Source organism: Pseudomonas sp. WS 5010 (assembly GCF_012985565.1).
Lineage (GTDB): Bacteria > Pseudomonadota > Gammaproteobacteria > Pseudomonadales > Pseudomonadaceae > Aquipseudomonas.
This window is the reverse complement of the sequence record NZ_JAAQWQ010000003.1, coordinates 365,197-383,004: the sequence shown is the minus strand read 5'-3', so window position 1 is coordinate 383,004 and position 17,808 is coordinate 365,197. Positions and strand designations below refer to the sequence as shown.

Annotated in this window: 18 protein-coding genes; 9 read left to right on the top strand and 9 right to left on the bottom strand. The window is 61.0% G+C overall.

Annotation, left to right across the window (positions count from 1 at the left end; genetic code table 11):
* The first annotated feature begins 1 nt into the window (after position 1).
* From lptC to HBO11_RS10640, 8 genes are all read left to right on the top strand, one after another.
* On the top strand, positions 2-574 hold the full coding sequence (gene lptC / locus HBO11_RS10675; protein ID WP_169950875.1) for an LPS export ABC transporter periplasmic protein LptC: 573 nt from the start codon (positions 2-4) through the stop codon (positions 572-574).
* The gene (gene lptA, locus HBO11_RS10670; protein WP_169950877.1) at positions 561-1,094 is read left to right on the top strand and encodes a lipopolysaccharide transport periplasmic protein LptA; all 534 of its coding nucleotides are present in this window, start codon (positions 561-563) and stop codon (positions 1,092-1,094) included. The genes lptC and lptA overlap by 14 nt, the downstream gene beginning before the upstream one ends.
* Complete coding sequence (gene lptB / locus HBO11_RS10665; RefSeq protein ID WP_029291791.1) at positions 1,094-1,819, top strand: LPS export ABC transporter ATP-binding protein; 726 nt, start codon at positions 1,094-1,096, stop codon at positions 1,817-1,819. Before lptA ends, lptB begins: the two co-directional genes overlap by 1 nt.
* Positions 1,820-2,003: 184 nt before the next feature.
* Positions 2,004-3,497: an RNA polymerase factor sigma-54 gene (locus HBO11_RS10660; RefSeq protein ID WP_169950879.1), complete on the top strand. Its 1,494-nt coding sequence runs from the start codon at positions 2,004-2,006 to the stop codon at positions 3,495-3,497.
* A gap of 75 nt (positions 3,498-3,572) precedes the next feature.
* Positions 3,573-3,878 (top strand): ribosome-associated translation inhibitor RaiA, encoded by a 306-nt coding sequence (gene raiA / locus HBO11_RS10655; RefSeq protein ID WP_032860085.1) that lies wholly within the window; start codon positions 3,573-3,575, stop codon positions 3,876-3,878.
* Between the two features lie 12 nt (positions 3,879-3,890).
* Complete coding sequence (ptsN, locus tag HBO11_RS10650) at positions 3,891-4,355, top strand: PTS IIA-like nitrogen regulatory protein PtsN (protein WP_029291796.1); 465 nt, start codon at positions 3,891-3,893, stop codon at positions 4,353-4,355.
* A gap of 2 nt (positions 4,356-4,357) precedes the next feature.
* Positions 4,358-5,215, top strand: coding sequence for an RNase adapter RapZ (rapZ, locus tag HBO11_RS10645; RefSeq protein WP_169950881.1), 858 nt, complete (start codon positions 4,358-4,360; stop codon positions 5,213-5,215).
* A gap of 16 nt (positions 5,216-5,231) precedes the next feature.
* Positions 5,232-5,504 (top strand): HPr family phosphocarrier protein, encoded by a 273-nt coding sequence (locus HBO11_RS10640; RefSeq protein ID WP_169950883.1) that lies wholly within the window; start codon positions 5,232-5,234, stop codon positions 5,502-5,504.
* 121 nt (positions 5,505-5,625) lie between these two features.
* On the opposite strand, the gene HBO11_RS10635 is transcribed toward HBO11_RS10640, so the two are convergent.
* From HBO11_RS10635 to pmbA, 6 genes are all read right to left on the bottom strand, one after another.
* The gene (locus HBO11_RS10635; RefSeq protein WP_169950885.1) at positions 5,626-6,519 is read right to left on the bottom strand and encodes a ZIP family metal transporter; all 894 of its coding nucleotides are present in this window, start codon (positions 6,517-6,519) and stop codon (positions 5,626-5,628) included.
* Between the two features lie 31 nt (positions 6,520-6,550).
* Entirely contained in the window at positions 6,551-7,162 is a 612-nt protein-coding gene (locus HBO11_RS10630) for a superoxide dismutase (RefSeq protein ID WP_169950887.1), read from the bottom strand.
* Between the two features lies 1 nt (position 7,163).
* On the bottom strand, positions 7,164-7,607 hold the full coding sequence (locus HBO11_RS10625; protein ID WP_169950889.1) for a hypothetical protein: 444 nt from the start codon (positions 7,605-7,607) through the stop codon (positions 7,164-7,166).
* A gap of 27 nt (positions 7,608-7,634) precedes the next feature.
* Positions 7,635-9,011, bottom strand: a complete 1,377-nt coding sequence (locus HBO11_RS10620) for a class II fumarate hydratase (RefSeq protein WP_169950891.1) — start codon at positions 9,009-9,011, stop codon at positions 7,635-7,637.
* Positions 9,004-9,399, bottom strand: coding sequence for a FagA protein (locus HBO11_RS10615; protein WP_169950894.1), 396 nt, complete (start codon positions 9,397-9,399; stop codon positions 9,004-9,006). The genes HBO11_RS10620 and HBO11_RS10615 overlap by 8 nt, the downstream gene beginning before the upstream one ends.
* A gap of 151 nt (positions 9,400-9,550) precedes the next feature.
* Complete coding sequence (gene pmbA / locus HBO11_RS10610; protein WP_169950896.1) at positions 9,551-10,897, bottom strand: metalloprotease PmbA; 1,347 nt, start codon at positions 10,895-10,897, stop codon at positions 9,551-9,553.
* Positions 10,898-11,005: 108 nt separating this feature from the next.
* Between pmbA and yjgA the strand changes: the two genes are divergently transcribed.
* Positions 11,006-11,527, top strand: coding sequence for a ribosome biogenesis factor YjgA (gene yjgA, locus HBO11_RS10605; RefSeq protein ID WP_029291815.1), 522 nt, complete (start codon positions 11,006-11,008; stop codon positions 11,525-11,527).
* A 45-nt stretch (positions 11,528-11,572) separates the two neighbouring features.
* On the opposite strand, the gene tldD is transcribed toward yjgA, so the two are convergent.
* Genes tldD through HBO11_RS10590 form a run of 3 tightly spaced genes read right to left on the bottom strand, consistent with a single transcriptional unit; the run spans position 11,573 to position 17,744 of the window.
* Complete coding sequence (gene tldD / locus HBO11_RS10600) at positions 11,573-13,015, bottom strand: metalloprotease TldD (RefSeq protein WP_169950898.1); 1,443 nt, start codon at positions 13,013-13,015, stop codon at positions 11,573-11,575.
* 16 nt (positions 13,016-13,031) lie between these two features.
* Positions 13,032-13,880, bottom strand: a complete 849-nt coding sequence (locus tag HBO11_RS10595) for a carbon-nitrogen hydrolase family protein (RefSeq protein ID WP_169950900.1) — start codon at positions 13,878-13,880, stop codon at positions 13,032-13,034.
* A gap of 48 nt (positions 13,881-13,928) precedes the next feature.
* Positions 13,929-17,744: a YhdP family protein gene (locus HBO11_RS10590; protein WP_170058881.1), complete on the bottom strand. Its 3,816-nt coding sequence runs from the start codon at positions 17,742-17,744 to the stop codon at positions 13,929-13,931.
* Positions 17,745-17,808: the final 64 nt, after the last annotated feature.

The following is a 17,808-nucleotide window of genomic DNA, read 5'->3' as shown; positions in this document are numbered from 1 at the left end:
TATGCTGAGCAAAAAGATTCGCAACTTCCTGATATTCGGAGCCATCGCCGCGCTGTTCCTCGCGGTGGGCTACTGGAATATCAGCCCGGAGCGCTTCCTCGACCAGCCTGTCGCGCAGGTCGACCAGGGCGCCATCGACTATTACGCCACCAACGCCTACAGCGTGCAGTTCCTGCCAGACGGCAAGGTGCAGTACGAAATGACGTCGGACAAGGTCGAACACCTGAAGGCTTCGGAGGTCACACTGCTGACCAATCCGGACCTGAACCTGTATCGCGGCACCGAATTTCCGTGGCACGTCACCAGCAAGCGTGGCGAGGTCAACCCGGACGGTACCGAAGTGGAGCTGATCGACTCGGTGCGTGTTGCCCGCACTGACGCCCAGAACCGCGACACCATTATTACCAGCAGTCGCATGACCGTATTCCCACAGAAGCAATATGCGCAGACCGAGCAAGACGTTAGAATCGACGGCGCTGGCGGTGTATCGACTGGCAAGGGAATGAAAGCGTATTTGAAAGAAAGCAGGATACACCTGCTATCGAACGTAAGAGGACAGTATGAGGCTCGTTAAAACCCTCCCTATTTTGCTCGGTCTGGGCGCAGCACTGGGAAGCGTGAGCGCCTGGGCTCTGCCGAACGATAGCCAGCAACCGATCCACATTCAGGCTGACGATGCGCAGTTGGATGACAAACAAGGTATCGCGACCTACAAGGGCGACGTAATCATCACTCAAGGCTCGATGAAGATTACCGGCAATACCGTAACCCTGACCCGCACCCCGGCCGGCGACATCGACGTCGTGACCTCGGTGGGCAACCTTGCCTATTTCGAGCAGCAACAGGCGGCGACCGACCCAGCTCCGATCAAGGGCTACGGCGTGACCATCCAGTACCATGCCCCGCAGAATCGCATCGTACTGACCGACCGCGCCAAAGTGATCAGCAGCGACGGCAACTCGACCGAAGGCGAGAAAATCGTCTACGACACCGTCAAGCAGGTCGCCACTGCCGGCCGCGCCAATGGCACCAAGGTCACTGCGCCACGTCCGCGAATCGACATGGTTATCCAGCCGAAGAAGAAGGCCCAGTAATGGCAACCCTGAAAGCCCAGCATCTGGCCAAGGCCTATAAAAGCCGTCAGGTCGTGCGCGACGTCAGCCTGTCGATCGACAGCGGCCAGATCGTCGGCCTGCTTGGCCCCAACGGTGCCGGCAAGACCACCTGCTTCTACATGATTGTCGGCCTGGTCCAGGCGGACCAGGGTCGCGTATTGATCGACGACCTGGACGTCAGCCACCAGCCCATGCACGGTCGTGCACGTGCCGGGATCGGCTATCTCCCTCAGGAGGCGTCGATCTTCCGCAAACTGTCGGTGTCCGACAACATCATGGCGATCCTTGAAACCCGCAAGGAACTGGATCGCGACGGACGCCGCCAGGAGCTGGAAAGCCTGCTGCAGGAGTTCCACATCAACCACATTCGCGACAACCTCGGCATGAGCCTGTCCGGCGGCGAGCGCCGTCGCGTGGAAATCGCCCGCGCCCTGGCCACTGCACCGAAGTTCATCCTGCTGGATGAACCCTTCGCCGGTGTCGACCCGATTTCGGTAGGCGACATCAAGCAGATCATCCATCACCTCAAGGCCAAGGGGATCGGCGTACTGATCACCGACCACAACGTGCGTGAGACCCTGGATATCTGCGAAACCGCCTACATCGTCAACGACGGCCAACTGATTGCCGAAGGCGACTCCGCCACCATCCTGGCCAACGAACTGGTCAAGGAAGTGTACCTGGGGCACGAGTTCCGCCTGTAAGCGCTGGGGTGTCAGGACATTCGCCATCAGGCGCGGGAGTCAATAAAAACCTCATTATTTTTATTGTTACCGCGCTCTAGGCAAAGCCCCCGATATCAGGCATATAATTTGCTTATGTTTGGCGCTCACGCGCCCTGTCGTGGATGGCGCATTGCGCCGGCGAATAAGGTGTTAAGCCCCTGCCATGAAACCATCGCTAGTCCTGAGAATGGGCCAGCAGCTGACGATGACACCGCAGCTGCAACAGGCCATCCGCCTGCTCCAATTGTCGACCCTGGACCTGCAACAGGAAATCCAGGAGGCCCTGGAGTCCAACCCGATGCTCGAACGCCAGGAAGAAGGCGACGACTTCGATAATGCCGACCCGCTGGCCGACAACATAGAGCAAAAACCCAACACTGACGTCCAGGAACCGTCCTACCAGGAAACCGCACCCACGGTGGATAACCTGGAAGAAGGCGAATGGAACGAACGCATCCCCAATGAACTGCCGGTGGATACGGCCTGGGAAGATGTCTACCAGACCAGCGCCAGCAGCCTGCCCAGCAACGACGATGACGAGTGGGACTTCACCACCCGCACCTCCGTCGGCGAAAGCCTGCAGAGCCACTTGCTGTGGCAACTGAACCTTGCCCCGATGTCCGACACCGATCGCCTGATCGCCGTGACCCTGATCGACTGCATCAACAATCAGGGCTACCTGGACGAAACCCTTGAAGAAATCCTCGAGGCCTTCGACCCGGAGCTGGATATCGAGCTGGACGAAATCGAAGCCGTCCTGCACCGCATCCAGCAGTTCGAGCCTGCCGGCATTGGCGCGCGCAACCTCAGCGAGTGCCTGTTGCTGCAATTGCGCCAACTGCCCGCCAAGACACCGTGGCTGACCGAGGCCCAACGCCTGGTCACCGATTACATCGACCTGTTGGGCAGCCGCGACTACAGCCAGCTGATGCGCCGGATGAAGCTCAAGGAAGATGACCTGCGCCAGATCATCGAACTGGTACAGAGCCTCAACCCACGCCCAGGCTCGCAGATCGAGTCCAGCGAAGCCGAATATGTCGTACCTGACGTAATTGTGCGCAAGGACAACGAGCGCTGGCTGGTGGAACTGAACCAGGAATCGGTGCCACGCCTGCGGGTCAACCCGCAGTACGCAGGCTTCGTGCGCCGGGCCGATACCAGTGCCGACAACACGTTCATGCGCAACCAGTTGCAGGAAGCGCGCTGGTTCATCAAGAGCCTGCAAAGCCGCAACGAGACCCTGATGAAAGTGGCCACCCAGATCGTCGAGCATCAGCGCGGCTTCCTGGAGTACGGCGACGAAGCGATGAAGCCTTTGGTGCTGCATGACATTGCCGAGGCTGTCGGCATGCATGAATCGACTATCTCCCGGGTCACTACGCAGAAATTCATGCATACCCCACGGGGTATATATGAGCTGAAATACTTTTTCTCCAGCCACGTCAGCACCTCCGAGGGCGGCGAATGCTCGTCCACGGCGATCCGCGCGATCATCAAAAAACTGGTTGCGGCGGAAAATCAGAAAAAGCCGTTGAGTGACAGCAAGATCGCTGGTTTACTGGAAGCACAAGGCATTCAGGTCGCCCGTCGAACCGTCGCCAAGTACCGCGAGTCCCTTGGGATCGCGCCTTCCAGCGAGCGTAAGCGGTTGATGTGACGGGCGGGCCACAGCGTTCCAGTGGCGGGTATTCCTACCCGCCGCTTTATGCACTGGCAACGAAGGAGAAGCTGTATGCAAGTCAACATCAGTGGACACCAACTGGAAGTGACCGAACCGCTGCGCGCCTACATCAGCGAAAAACTCAAACGAATTGAGGGGCATTTCGACAAGATCACCAATGTGCAAGTCATCATGTCTGTCGAAAAGCTGAAGCAGAAAATCGAAGCCACCTTGCGTATACCCGGCGGGGAAGTAGTCGCCAATGCAGAGCATTCAGACATGTATGCCGCCATTGACGACCTGACCGACAAGCTGGATCGCCAAATCAAAAAGCATAAGGAAAAGCAGCAGAGCCTTCTTCAAGGCACAGGCCGCTAACACTCCCCACCCATGATTCGACTTGAAACCATCCTGACCCCCGGCCGTTCCCTCGTGAACGCGCCGGGCGGCAGTAAAAAGAAAGCCCTCGAACAGATTGCCAACCTGATCAGCCGCGAAGTGCCTGAGCTGGTGATGCAAGACGTGTATGAGGCCCTGATCGCCCGTGAAAAACTTGGCTCGACCGGTTTTGGCAACGGCATCGCTATTCCTCATTGCCGCCTCAAAGGCTGTGAAACACCGGTAAGCGCCCTGCTGCACCTGGACGCCCCCACTGATTTCGACGCCATCGATGGCGCTCCGGTTGACCTGCTGTTCGTCCTGCTGGTCCCGGAAGCGGCCACCGATGCACACCTGGAGCTGCTCCGGCAGATCGCCAGCATGCTCGACCGTGAAGAAGTACGTAAGAAACTGCGTAGCGCCAGCACCAATGAAGCGCTGTATCAGGTTGTCCTGGATGAGCAAAGCGGGCAGTAATCATGCGTTTGATCATCGTCAGCGGGCGTTCCGGCTCAGGTAAAAGTACGGCCCTCAATGTGCTAGAGGACAACGGCTTCTATTGCATCGACAACTTGCCGGCCGGCCTCCTGCCCGAGCTGGCCGAGCGCGCGCTGATCCATACCGAACTGGCGCAACCGTTGGTGGCCGTTTCGATCGACGCACGCAACCTACCCAGCCACCTCACGCGATTCCCGGAATTGCTTGAAGAGGTACGTGCCAAGCATATTCATTGCGACGTGCTGTACCTGGACGCCGACGAAGAAACGCTGCTCAAGCGCTTCTCGGAGACCCGTCGCCGCCACCCGCTGAGCAGCCCACACCGCTCGCTGGCCGAAGCCATCGAAGACGAGACCAAGCTGTTGGGGCCGATCATCGATTTGGCCGACCTCAAGATCAATACCACTAGCCTGAACCTTTACCAGCTGCGTGACGCCATCAAGCTGCGCCTGCTGAACCAACCGGAACCGGGCACGGCCTTCCTGGTTGAATCCTTTGGTTTCAAGCGGGGCATGCCGGTAGACGCCGACCTGGTATTTGACGTGCGTTGCCTGCCCAACCCTTATTGGAAGCCGGAACTGCGCGATCAGTCTGGGCTGGACCTACCGGTTGCCGAGTACCTGGCGGCGCAACCGGATGTGGAAGAGATGTTCCAGGACATCTCCAGCTACCTGCTCAAGTGGCTACCGCGCTTTGCCGCCAGCAACCGGGCCTACGTCACCATCGCTATCGGCTGTACCGGCGGGCATCACCGCTCCGTCTACCTAACCGAGCGGCTGGGCCAGGTCTTGCAGAAAACCCTCAAGAATGTCCAGGTTCGCCACCGCGACCTCAGCTGAAAGGAACACCTTCGCGATGCCCGCTCTGGAAATTGAAATCATCAACAAACTGGGCCTGCATGCCCGCGCGTCGGCTAAATTTGTCGGGGTAGCGGGCCAGTTTCCTTGCCAGGTGCGTGCCGGGCGTACACCGGAGTCCATGGTCGATGGTAAAAGCATCATGGCCATGATGATGCTCGCCGCAGGCAAGGGCACCAAGATTCATCTGAAGACCGAAGGTGAGCAGGACCAGGAAGCGCTGGATGCGCTGGTGAAGCTGATCAACAATTACTTCGATGAAGGCGAATAGCCCATGTACGGGCTTGTGTGGGAGCTGGCTTGCCTGCGATAGCATCACCTCGGTCTAGACGAAAAGCCGAGGTGCCTGCATCGCAGGCAAGCCAGCTCCTACATTGGGTTTGCGCTAGGCATCAGCCCAGCGCTGTATCCATTGCCATCATCAAGCAAAACCCAATGCACAACCCCAGGCTGGCGAGCTTGTCATGGCCATTGCGGCGCGACTCGGGGATCACTTCATGAGTCACCACCAATAGCATCGCCCCCGCCGCCAGCGCCAGCCCCAAAGGCAGCAGCATCTCGGCCAGGCTGACCAACCAGGCACACAGCACGGCAAACACCGGCTCCACCAGCCCGGATGCCGCGCCGATCAAGAAGGCCTTGACCCGCGACATCCCCGCCCCAGCCAACACCAACGCGATCACCAATCCTTCCGGTACATCCTGCAAGGCGATGCCCATGGCCAGGCTGTCGGCATCGGGCATGCCGCCCCCCGCCGAGACGCCCACCGCCATGCCTTCGGGGATGTTGTGGGCAATAATGGCAAATACAAACAGCCAGATGCGTGGTGGAATTACCGGTTTGTCAGGGGTGCCAACCAGCAGCTCCGGACTGGCACCGGAGACCTTGCGGTCCACCAGAAACAAGCCGAAGGCGCCTAGCATGATGCCGAAGCTGATCAGGCCGCTGGACGCCCAGGGGCTGAGCCCCAGGTTTTCAGCGGCGGCGATCCCCGGCACGACCAGCGAAAACGCGGTCGCCGCCAACATCACGCCAGCGCCAAACCCCAGCAGTGTGTCGCTGACCGCCAACGGCATCCGCCGGATTACCAGTACCGGCACCGCGCCCAATGCAGTGCCCAGGGCACAGATTGCGCCACCTTGCAGGGCACGCAGGATCCGCGGCTCGAGGTTCAGCCAGGCCAGCCCGTGGGCCACCAGCAATGCAGTTCCCGCCAATAGCAGCAGCGAGCCAAACGCATAACGGAACATTCGCACGCTGCTGATCGCCAGTGTTTCAGTGCCCATAGTCGGCCTTAGGTCTTGTTATGAGAGGGCATTAAGCCAGTGCAGCCTGGTAGCGCTCAGCGACTTCCGGCCAGTTGATAACACTGTAGAAAGCGTTGATGTATTCAGGACGGCGGTTCTGATACAGCAGGTAGTAGGCGTGCTCCCAGACGTCCAGACCGAGGATCGGCGTATTGCCGTTCATCAACGGGCTGTCCTGGTTACCACTGCTCTCGACCACCAGGGTCTTTTGCGGGGTCACGCTCAGCCAGGCCCAACCACTGCCGAAGCGGGTCAGCGCAGCTTTGGTGAAGGCCTCCTTGAAGGCATCAAAGCCACCCAACTGTGCATCAATCGCCTGGCCCAGGGCACCTTCGGGCTTGCCGCCGCCCTTGGGCGACATGACCGCCCAGAACAACGAGTGGTTGGCATGCCCGCCCCCCTGGTTGATCACCGCTGCGCGCAGTTTTTCCGGCAGTTGCTGGACGCTGGAGACCAGTTTCTCGATGGGCCAGCCGGCGAACTCGGTGCCTTCGACGGCGGCATTGAGGTTGTTGATGTAGGTCTGGTGGTGCTTGGTGTAGTGGATTTCCATGGTTTGCGCATCGATATGCGGTTCCAGGGCGTCGTAGGCGTAAGGCAAGGCAGGCAAGGTGTAGGACATATCAATGTGCTCCATAGAAAGGGCTGTTGCGGGTCGGCGCATCCGTCTGCGCCGTATTGCTGCCCAGCAAGCGATGGGTACGGGGGTACTCGCCGTGATCGCTGATGAAATTCAACAGTTCGACGTAGGTCTTGCTGCTCTGGCGCAAGGCTGCCTCGCGCAATGCTTGAGGCAGCCGGGTGTCCTGCATGGTCTGCAGCAAGCGCTGGTGAATGGCGCAGAGGTATTCGGCGCTTTCTTCAGGCTGGTTCAGGCGCAGATGCAGGTCCGCCAGGTTGTGATGGGAAATGACGCAGGCCGCCACCGCCTCGTCGGCATCACCCCAGCGCTCGAACAACACTTGGGCCAGGGCCAGGGCTTGCAGGTAATGCTCGCGGGCATCCACCAGTTCGCCTTGCATAAAGCAGCGATTGGCCCGTTCGATCGTGCGTTTCCAGTGCTCCATGGTGAGCCTCCAAAGCAGGGTCGGTAATTACACGCCACCCGCCGTGAGCTTTTCCGGATCCAGGAGGACTTCCAGTTGGCTGCGGGGCAGGTCGGTGTGCTCGAGCGCCACATCAATCACCGGCCGGCCTTGTTGATAGGCTTTCTTGGCGATTTCAGCGGCCTTTTGGTACCCAATGATCGGGTTGAGTGCGGTGACCAGGATCGGGTTGCGCGACAGCGCTTCCTTGAGCTTGGGTTCGTTGACCTTGAAGCTGGCGATGGCCTTGTCTGCCAGCAGACGACTGGAGTTGGCCAACAGCTCCAGGCTGCTGAGCAGGTTCTGGGCGATGATCGGCAGCATCACGTTGAGTTCGAAGTTGCCGGACTGACCGGCGATGGTGATTACGCTGTCATTGCCGATCACCTGTGCCGCAACCATTGCGGTGGCCTCTGGAATCACCGGATTGACCTTGCCCGGCATGATCGACGAGCCTGGTTGCAGGCCTTCGAGCTCGATTTCACCGAGGCCGGCGAGAGGGCCGGAGTTCATCCAGCGCAGGTCGTTGGCGATTTTCATCAGCGACACGGCAATGGCTTTCAGTTGGCCGGAGACGGCGACGGCGGTGTCCTGGGAGCCAATCAGAGCAAACAGGTTCGTACCCGGCGTGAACTGCACCTGGGTCAGGCTGCTCAACTGCTGGCTGAAACGCGCAGCAAACTCAGGATGCGCATTGATCCCGGTACCTACCGCAGTACCGCCCTGGGCCAGGGCCTGCAGGCTTGGCAACAAGCCCTGCAAGTGAGCGATATTGGCCTTGAGTTGCTGCGCCCACCCTTCGAGCACCTGACTCATGCGTACAGGCATGGCGTCCATCAGGTGAGTGCGCCCGGTCTTGATGAACGGATGAACCTCTACCGCCTTTCGCTCGATCACCTCAACCAGGTGCAGCAATGCCGGCAACGTCTGTTCATGCAGCACCAGCGCGGCGCTGACGTGAATCGTGGTCGGGATGATGTCGTTGCTGCTTTGCCCACAATTGACGTGGTCATTGGGGTTGACCGGTTCGCCCAACAGGCGGCTGGCCAGGGTCGCAAGCACTTCGTTGGCATTCATGTTGGAGCTGGTGCCGGAGCCGGTCTGGAAGATATCCACAGGGAAGTGCTGCATGAAGTCACCTTCCAGCAAACCCTGGGCGGCGTCGACGATGGCTTTGCCCTGGCTTGCACTGATCTGCTTGAGATCGACGTTGGCCTTGGCGGCCGCGGCCTTGGCCAGGATCAGGGCACGGATGAACTGGGTCGGCATGCGCTGGTGGCTGATCGGAAAGTTATCCACCGCACGCTGGGTTTGTGCGCCATACAACGCGTCGGCCGGCACTCGCAGTTCGCCCATGCTGTCGCGTTCGATACGGGTATTACTCATCGGAAGATCCTTGCACCAAGTCGGAGTGAGAAATCGAAGGTTGCAGTTCGCAAGTCGCCAATTGCCAGGCAAAGGTCTGCCAGCGCTTGAGGCGACAGGCGCAGTGAGAGAGGTTTTCCAGGTCGCGCAGCGGGCGCCAGGCCTGGTCCAGGCACGTGGAGCGCCAATGCCAGGGCAAGGCGATATCGGTGGCGGTATCGATCAGCAGGCGGAACGAGGTCTCGGCGATGGTCCACGGGTGCGTAGCCGTGCAGCAGGCCAGGTAGCGCCCCTCGTTCAGATAATGCTCGATCAGGCGCGGCTCGTCAGGGTTGAGCCCACAGCGAATCTGGCGACTCATCCAGCGCCAGCTTTCCAGGTAGGGATCCTCGTGCAGGACAGAACTCATGATCCACGCTCACTCGATAATGATATTTATTATTAAATGATATTGAGAATCAAAACAAGCTCTTGAACCTATACCTTTGTCGGCCTTGGGATATTCCAGGCAAAAAAAAGCGCCACCCTTGGGGTGGCGCTGTTGTGTAACCGGTTGGTACTTAGCTGCCGGCGACGGTCATGCGTTCGATCAGCACCGAGCCAGTGCGGATATTGCTGCGCAGTTCCAGATCGTTACCCACGGCGACGATCTGTTTGAACATATCGCGCATGTTGCCGGCGATGGTCACTTCCTGGACTGCGAACTGAATTTCGCCATTCTCCACCCAGAACCCTGCCGCACCTCGGGAATAATCCCCCGTCACCATGTTCAAGCCATGGCCCATCAATTCGGTCACCAACAAGCCACGGCCCATGCGCCGCAGCAGCGCCGCCTGGTCTTCGTCGCCATGGGTCACGAACAGGTTGTGCACGCCACCGGAGTTGGCGGTGCTGGGCAAACCGAGCTTGCGCCCGGCGTAGGTACCGAGCACGTAGGACACCAGCTCACCGTTCTCGACAAACGGCTTGGCGTAGGTTGCCAGGCCATCGCCATCAAAGGCCGAGCTGCCCATGGCGCGCATCAGGTGCGGGCGCTCATCCAGGGTCAGCCACTCGGGAAACAACTTCTGCCCCAGCGCGCCCTCAAGGAACGACGACTTGCGGTACAGGTTGCCCCCGGAAATCGCCCCCAGGAAACTGCCGAACAGGCCACCCGCCAACTCCGCCGAAAACAGCACCGGCACTTCGCACGTCGGCACCGGTCGTGCGCCCAGTCGGCTCGCGGCCCGTTGCGCGGCGCGCTGGCCAATGCTCACCGGGTCCGCCAACAGCTCACCCTGGCGACTTACGTCATACCAGTAGTCACGCTGCATCTGGCCATCGGCCTCGGCAATCATCACGCAGCTCAAGCTATGGCGTGTCGACGCGTAGCCGCCGATAAACCCGTGGCTGTTGCCATACACACGGCAACCTTGATGGGTACTCAGGGTAGTGCCATCGGCATTCTTGATCCGGCTGTCGGTGTCGAACGCCGCGGCTTCGCAGGCCAGGGCCTTTTCGATGGCCTGCTCGGGGGTGATATCCCAGGCGTGATACAGATCGAAATCTTTCAGGTCCCGCGCCATCAGGGCCGCATCCGCCAAGCCCGAGGCCTCGTCTTCGGAAGTGTGCTTGGCAATCGCCAGGGCGGCGGCGACGGTTTCGCGAATGGCTTCCGGGCCACTGGCCGAGGTGCTGGCCGAGCCTTTGCGCTGCCCCACATACAAGGTGATGCCAAAACCCTGGTCGCGGTTGAACTCAACGGTTTCCACCTCCCGCTGGCGTACCGAAGTCGATAGGCCCTGCTCCAGGGATACCGCCACTTCACAGGCACTGGCACCCTGGCGCTTGGCCTCCGCGATGATCTGTTCAACTTGTTCCTGCAGTGCCGGTAACGCTTGTGGACCGACGCTTTGGGCTGCACTCATGGTGTTCTCCACTCAAATTCTGCTTTCGGTTAAGGCCATCGAGCGACCGGGCCGGACAAGCGGCCCCCGACTGGTTATCATGGCGGCGTTTCTTTGCGGACTGCCACCATGGTTGATTCTTACGACGACTCCCTCGATGGGGAGAAAAGCAAAACCCAGGTCAAACGCGAGCTGCATGCTCTGGTTGATCTCGGCGAGCGCCTTACAACACTCAAGCCGGACTTGATTGCCAAACTGCCTCTGACCGACGAAATGCGCCGGGCCCTGGCAGATGCACCCAAGCACACCGCGAATATCGCGCGTAAACGGCACATCATGTTTATCGGCAAGCTGATGCGCGACCAGGACACTGACGCCATTCTGACTTTGCTCGACCAACTCGATGCTTCCACACGCCAGTACAACGAACGTTTCCATAACCTGGAGCGTTGGCGCGACCGCCTGATCGGCGGTGACGACGCTGTACTGGAGAAGTTCGTCCTGGACTATCCGGATGCCGACCGCCAGCAACTGCGCTCCCTGATCCGTCAGGCCCAGCACGAACTGGCACAGAACAAGGCGCCGGCCACCAGCCGTAAAATCTTCAAGTACATCCGTGAGCTGGACGAGACTCAACGCGGCCTGCGCTGATCCTCTTCCCCGGGTGGCGGTCTTCGCCACCCGAAGCTCCACGCCTTACGACCCCGTGCCACCCACGGTGATCGCATCAATTTTCAGGGTTGGCTGGCCGACACCGACCGGCACCGACTGCCCATCCTTGCCACACATCCCCACACCGCTGTCCAGCGCCAGGTCGTTACCGACCATCGACACCTTGCTCATGGCTTCCGGGCCGTTGCCAATCAGGGTTGCCCCCTTGACCGGCGCGGTGATCTTGCCGTCCTCGATCAAATAGGCCTCGCTGGTGGAGAACACGAACTTGCCGCTGGTGATGTCCACCTGGCCGCCACCAAGGTTGGCGCAATAGATCCCGCGCTTCACCGAGGCAATGATCTCTGCCGGATCGCTTTCGCCTGCGAGCATGTAGGTATTGGTCATGCGGGGCATCGGCAAATGCGCGTAGGACTCGCGACGACCGTTGCCGGTGCGCGCCACACCCATCAGGCGCGCGTTGAGCTTGTCTTGCATGTAGCCCTTGAGCACACCGTTTTCGATCAGCGTGGTGCACTCGGTCGGCGTCCCTTCGTCGTCGACGCTCAGGGAACCACGGCGACCAGCCAACGTGCCGTCATCGACGATGGTGCAGAGTTTGGAGGCGACCATTTCGCCCATGCGCCCGCTGTAGGCGGAACTGCCCTTGCGGTTGAAGTCGCCTTCCAGGCCATGCCCTACCGCTTCGTGGAGCAATACACCCGACCAGCCCGAGCCCAGCACCACCGGCAACGTACCGGCCGGTGCGGGGATGGCTTCCAGATTGACCAGCGCCTGGCGCAACGCCTCGCGGGCATAGCCCATGGCGCGGTCTTCGGCGAGGAAATAGCGATAATCCGTACGCCCACCGCCGCCATGGCCGCCGCGCTCGCGACGCCCGTTCTGCTCGACGATCACACTGACATTGAAACGCACCAGCGGCCGCACATCCGCCGCCAGGCTACCATCGGTGGATGCCACCAGGATCCGCTCCCAGACCCCGGCCATGCTCACGCTCACCTGCTGGATGCGCGGGTCAAGGGCACGGGTTGCAGCATCCACGCGTTTGAGCAGCTCGACCTTTTCGGCTCGGGTCATGACTTCCAACGGGTTATCCGGGCCGTACAACTGGGTCACGTCCTGGGTGCTGAACGCTTGCACGGTGCCATTCTGCCCAGCGCGGGAAATCGAGCGCGCCGCGCGGGCGGCCAGGCCCAGGGCTTCCAGGGTGATGGCATTGCTGTAGGCGAAGCCGGTCTTTTCACCGGATTGCGCACGCACGCCAACCCCTTGGTCCATGTTGAAGCTGCCATCCTTGACGATCCCGTCTTCCAGGGACCATGACTCGGAGATCTGGCCCTGGAAATACAGGTCTGCGGCATCGATGCCCGGCCCGGCCAGGTCGCCCAGTACGGTTTGCAGATTTTCGATGGTCACGCCACCGGGCGCCAGGAGGTGTTCACTGACTGAGGACAACAACTCGCTCATAGGTTCGGCCTTAAATTCATCGTTCTGAAGCAGGTCGCTGCGCGCCCTGCGAGAAAAAGCGCCGGTGGCCTGCCACCGGCATGCGCGCCCGTATCGACGCTTGTTCGCTGCTATCGCGTTCGGCCAACAACACCGCTTCGCCTTGATTCTGTTGTGCCAGCACTCGCCCCCATGGGTCGACAATCGCCCCATGGCCATAGGTTTCCCGCGGCCCCGGATGTACTCCGCCCTGGGCGGCCGCCAGCAGATAACACTGGGTTTCGATGGCCCGTGCACGGATCAGCACATCCCAGTGCGCCGCGCCGGTTACCGCCGTAAAAGCCGAAGGCGCGGTAATCAATTCGGCGCCCGCCGCGCGCAATTCGCTGTACAGCTCCGGGAAGCGCAAGTCATAACAGACCGTGAGCCCCAGACGCCCTACCGGCGTATCGGCCACCACCACTTGGTTGCCGTAAGCATAGTCGTCGGATTCACGATAACGACCGCGCGTGTCAGCCACATCCACGTCAAACAGGTGCAGCTTGTCGTAACGGGCCGCGATCTGCCCCTGCGCGTCGATCAACAGCGAGCAGGCGTTGGACTTGGCGTCGGGCTGCCCGAGGGGAGGCAATGGCAAGGTACCGGCCACTATCCATAAGTTGAGGTCGCGGGCGGCCAGTTTCAACCAGGGCAGGATCGGCCCCTCGCCCACCGCTTCGGCGCGGCCGATAGCCGCCACGTCGCGGCGACCCATGGCGGCGAAGTTTTCCGGCAGGACCGCCAGTTGCGCGCCCCCTGCCGCCGCCCGCTCCAGCAAGCTCCGGGCCTGGGCTAGGTTGGCCAGGACGTCGCTCTGGCTGACCATCTGGATTACCGCAAAGCACATGGGCCGACACTCCAAAAAAAGCATGGGGCCATGCTACTCCACAGGCGCTTACTGTGGTTTTTCAAATGGCTTGTCAAAGGTGATTTTGGGATCTTTCCAGGGCCCTTCCACCTTGTACTGGACGCTGGCGAAACGCGACACCCGATCACCGATCAGCTTGTCGATCAGGAACAACGCGCCACCAATGGCCGGCGCGCCCACAATCAACGCGGCAATCGGCAGGTTGTTGGTCACCGGCAAAGTCACCAGCAACTTGGCATCCACACGATCGGCCACCAGGTCCAGGGTGCCGTTAAGCTCCAGGTTGCTCGACGGCCCGGTGAGGATGATCGGTTCGCGGGTCACAAACACACCATTGCTGGCGGCCAGCAGGCCCTTGACCCGGTCGTAGCTCAGGCCCTTGCCAAGCAAATCCGAGAAGTCCAGGCGCAAACGCCGGCCAATCGAGTTGAAGTTCAGCAGGCCAAATACCCGCAACGCCTGGGCACCGCCCTCGACCTCGACAAACTGGCCCTTGCGGAACGAAGCATCCAGGCTGCCGGAAAAACGCTTGGGCCCAACCCACGCGGGCGAACCCGGCCAGCGCCCGTCAACATCCAGATGGAAGTCCTGGCTGGTGACCGTGGGCGCAAAACCCCAGCCCTTGAGCACATCGGCGATGTTCTTGCCGTCCAGGCGCCCCTTGTACCAACTGCTGCTGGCGCCCGGCGCACCCTCCCAGCCACCGGCCCCCTTGAGCTGCATGCCCTTGAGGCCCAGGTCGAGGTTGTTGAACGCCATGCCCTTGGCTGTCGGGCGCACCTTCAACGACCAGGCGCCGATCAAGTCAGGCCCCTGGAACAACTGGGCAATGGCGATATCCAGCGCGGGAATGTCCTTGGGATCGATGCTCGCCAGGGGATCAGGCGCGTTTTCATCGGCCTGCACCGTAGGATCGACCGCCGGCAACTTCACGTACTGCAGGTTGATGGCAATGGGTGCGCCCTTCGCATCCGGCAAGCCCACAGTACCCTTGACCTGCTGGCTGTCGAGCTGCAAGCCCCAGGCGGCAGGCTTGCGGTCCAGTTTCAGGGCGACCTGGTCGAGTTGGGTACCAAACCCTGTCAGCTTGCCGATCTTGAAGTCGGCACTGCTCAACAGTTGCTTGGCATTGCCGCCTGGGTCATTGCCGGCGTAACGGTCGACCAACTTCTTCCAGGGATCGATATCCAGCTCCGACAATACCCCGCGAATCCGCAGGCCCTTGCCACCGGGCAGCAAGGCATCGCCATCCCCGAGGAACAGCTCGCCACGGCCCTGGGTAAAATTGTTCGCCGGAGCGGCAAAGGTAAAGTTTGCCAACTCGCCGTAATCAAACCAGTAGCGCCGCTCCGCGCCCTGCAACGTCATGCGCAACACACTGTCACGGCCCTGGCTGGCGGGCATGCCAAATGGCGCAGGCAAATCCACCGCCACGCCCTTGAGGTTGGAGCTGACCCGCAACTGGCTGTCGGCACCGTCCAGGTCCAGTTGCAGTTGATAAGGGATATCTCCGGATACGGGCAGCGGCTGGCTGACTTTCAGCCAGTCGGTGAGCCGCTTGACCGTCACCTGGCCCTTGGCCGTGACCCGCGTGCTGAGATTGCCCGGTCTGCCACCGGCCGCAATCTGCGCCGTGATCGGCCGGTCGAAGGCTTGGGCGCTGATGTTCTGCCCACTCAGGCCCTTGGCACTGTCGAAGCGGAACTCACCCTTGAGCTGGTTCAGGTCCAGAGTCGGCTCGGCCAGTTGCAGGCGCGCCTTGTCGGTCTTGAAGTCCACCACGATCTTCGGCTCGGTGCCCTTGGCCAGGGGAATATCCAGGTCCAGGGAACCTTGCAGGTCGCCCTCGCCCTTCCAGCCGGCAAACGTCGATGCCGTACCGATGGGCGCGTCCTGGAGGATCTTCAGGCCGTCCCCCAGCCCACCGGCAAACCCGCCCGTCAGCAGCAGATGGCTGTCATGGCCGGGCAACGCATGGGGAATGTTGACGTAGATCCCCTTGACCTTGGTATCGAGCAATTGCCCCTTGCTGGCCAGGATGCGCACGCCGGTCTCTTCGACAAACACTTCACCGGCCACCTTCCTCACATGAGGCCAGCCCGGCTGGAACGCCAACTCGGCATCATGCACCTTGAAGAACAGGCTGATATTGCGCGCCGCCGTCACCGCATCGTGGTTCAGCGACCCTTGATACTGGAAGAAGCCTTCATCGACCGCGCCCTTGAGAATTGCCGTACGCAGCCATTCATCCAGGGCCGGGCTCAGGACCGCCGGCAAGTATTTGGGGGTAAAGCGCCCATCGCCATCGACCATGCCGACCCGCAGGTCCATGTAGTCTTCCTGGCTATGATCGAAATGCAGGCGAATCAGGAAATCCGCTGCGATCTTGCCCTCTTCCCCCAGCACCTTGATATACGGCGCGATCAGCGTGAAACCTTGCTTATCCAGCTTCCACGTCAGGCGCGCGTTGGCCTGGAGGTACTGCCAGGGCTTGGCGAAAATCGGGTCCAGGTGCAGGACGAAATCCTTGCTGTCCATGCGCAGTTCGCCCTGGCCCAGGTCACCGCTGATGCTGCCGGAGACGTTGCGGGCTGCCGGCGCGCCGAAATAGGCGTCAAAGCCCACGCGCTCGAGGTTGGCAGCAAAGCTCACGCGCTGATCGCCCGCGTCCTGGGGACGATAATCCACCAGCACATTGCGCAGCACGCCCGTGGCCTTCAACGCTTCGACGGTCTTGGCAAAACCTTCCGGCAATGGCGCGAGGGCGTTGAGCAGAGGGGTAATCGGTGTCAGGTCCAGGCGGTCGGCCTGCAGCCTCCAGGTTTCCTGCGCCTTATCAGTGGCCAGGGTTTGCTGCAATTGCAGGTGCGACTCCCAACGGGTGTCGCCCAGGTTCATGGCCAACGAATCGAAGATCACCTTCAGGCCGCTGTCGCTGCGCTGCAGGTAAGCCGTCAGGCCAAGGTTCTGGATGCTCGTGGGCTTGCGCTGGGCATAACGGACCTTCACCTGTGGCGCATTGAGCCGGGCCGCGGCGCTTTGCAGCGTGCCATTGGCCCAGGTCAGCCAGAATTCACCGCCGGCTTTCAACTCGCTGAGTTTCCAGTCCCGAGTCAACTTCGCCGGAATCCACTGCGCCCAATTGCTCTGGGGCAGGCTCAGGTAGGCCTGCACTTCACCGTCGCGCCACTGGCTGGCACGGATCCGCGTGCGCAGGCTGAGGGCCAGCGGTTGCCCATCGGGCAAGGTCAGGCGCGCATCCAGGCGCTGGCGGGTGCTGCCGGTTTGCAGGCTCAGCCCCACATAGGTCAAGGTCAGCGGCGCTTGCTCGAACGGCTGCAAGGTGACCTGGCTGTCCAGCAGCGAGACCTTGGCCACCGCCTGCATGCGCTTGAGCAGTTGCTCCGGGGCCAGGGGCTGGTCGTCCTGCACCGGCAGGCCTTGCAACGCCCAGCGGCCGTCCTGGTCTTCCTTGACGCTGAGCTGCAAGCCGCTGACTTCCAGATGGGCAATGCGCACATCCCACGCCAGCAGGCTGGCCCACAGGTCGGGCACCACTTGCACCTGGTCCAGGCGCAAGGCACTGCTGCCCTCGCCGACCATCACGTCATGGGCCAGCAAAACCGGGGAAAAACCGCTCCAGCGCCCTTCCAGGCTACCAATGCTCAGGGGCATGTCGACCGCCGCCTGCGCCTTGGCCTCGACTTCGGCACGGTACTCCGCCACCAATGGCGTCAATTCACGGCCCAGGCTGACGTAGATCGCCGCCAGTACCAACAGCAATGCACACAGGCCAAGGCCCCAACGGGTCAGTGCGGCAAAAAAGCGTTGCAGACGCTCCATGTCAGGCGACCCTCAAGGTAATAGTCGGACGGCAGATCAAAGTCTGGCGGTCTCGTTGAAAAAG